The following is a 1,355-nucleotide window of genomic DNA, read 5'->3' on the forward strand; positions in this document are numbered from 1 at the left end:
GGCTCGTTCGCGTCCCTCCACTCGTTCGCGTCCATCGGCACGAGTGTGTCACCGATGCGACGGACAATGCCCCCAAGGCGTCGTGCACGCCCGGGGGTAAGTGATTGAATGCCATGGCGGATGCCGATCCGTCTCCGGCCGGACGGCGGGGGACGCCCGGGGCAGCCGCTCGCTGAAAGTGCTGGAGGATCCGTGGACCTGTCTCTGTCGACGCGTACCGTGGGCGACCGCACGGTCGTCGAAGTCGGTGGCGAGATTGATGTGTATACCGCCCCCAAGCTGCGCGAGCAGTTGGTCGAGCTGGTCAACGACGGCAGCTACCACCTGGTCGTCGACATGGAGCGGGTCGACTTCCTCGACTCCACCGGCCTGGGCGTCCTCGTCGGCGGGCTGAAGCGGGTCCGGGCGCACGAGGGCTCGCTCCGCCTGGTCTGCAACCAGGAGCGCATTCTGAAGATCTTCCGTATCACGGGCCTGACCAAGGTGTTCCCCATCCACACCTCGGTCGACGAAGCCGTCGCCGCGAAGGACTGACGCAGGACGCCGCTTGCTGCGGAGGGACCGGGCCGCGCGCCGGGTCCCTCTGCGGTCGGCTCCGGTACGGATGGTTCCCGTGGCGATACGGGATGGCGTGGGATGACGTGAAGGGGATGGCATGCCCACCGTTGAATTGCGCTTCAGTGCCCTTCCCGAGCACGTCCGCACGGCCCGCCTGGTGGCGGCCGCGGTCGCGCGCAGGGCGGGTGTGGACGAAGCGGTGCTGGACGAGGTGCGCCTCGCCGTCGGCGAGGCGTGCCTGCGCGCCGTCGGGCTGCACCAGCACAACGGGCTCTCGGGGCCGGTGCGCGTGGTGCTCACCGAGGAGGAGAAGAAGTTCTCCATCGAGGTCGGTGACGACGCGCCGACGGCGGCCTCCGGCCACGTGCCCGCGGCCCGCAGCACGGCCGAGACCCACCCGGACCCGGACGGCGACGGGAACGCGAGCGGTCCCGGCGGCGACGAGGCCGGCATAGACGACGAGATGGGCCTCGCGGTCATCAGCGGACTGGTCGACGACGTCGAGGTGACCGCGGGCGAGGCCGGCGGCACGATCCGGATGAGCTGGCCGGCCGCCTCCGCCGCGGCGGGCTCCTGACGCCCGTACGGCCCGCCCGAGGGCCGTACGGCACAACCCGCCGCACGCACGTGCGGCGGGCCTGAGCGCACTCGGGGCAGAGCCGGGACATGACGGCCGACCCGGCCCGCTCACGCCGCATCTGACGCCTCTACGGGCCGACCCGCCCGCGCCCGCGCCGGGCACGACCGCCGCCCGTACGCCTGCCGCGCCTGCGCCCCTGCCCCCGGTCGGCCGCCGC

At 72.5% G+C, this 1,355-nt stretch carries 2 protein-coding genes; both read left to right on the forward strand.

The genetic code is table 11. The features are described 5' to 3' along the window. Positions 1–192 precede the first annotated feature (192 nt). Positions 193–534 carry an anti-sigma factor antagonist BldG gene (bldG, locus tag H5J30_RS33550; protein ID WP_018835875.1) on the forward strand — a complete coding sequence of 114 codons (342 nt, stop codon included), beginning with the start codon at positions 193–195 and terminating at the stop codon, positions 532–534. A gap of 121 nt (positions 535–655) precedes the next feature. Beyond that, positions 656–1,135 carry an ATP-binding protein gene (locus H5J30_RS33555; protein WP_181791528.1) on the forward strand — a complete coding sequence of 160 codons (480 nt, stop codon included), beginning with the start codon at positions 656–658 and terminating at the stop codon, positions 1,133–1,135. The last annotated feature ends 220 nt before the right edge of the window (positions 1,136–1,355 follow it).

It is taken from the genome of Streptomyces phytophilus (genome assembly GCF_013870535.1).
Taxonomy (GTDB): Bacteria; Actinomycetota; Actinomycetes; order Streptomycetales; family Streptomycetaceae; genus Streptomyces; species Streptomyces phytophilus.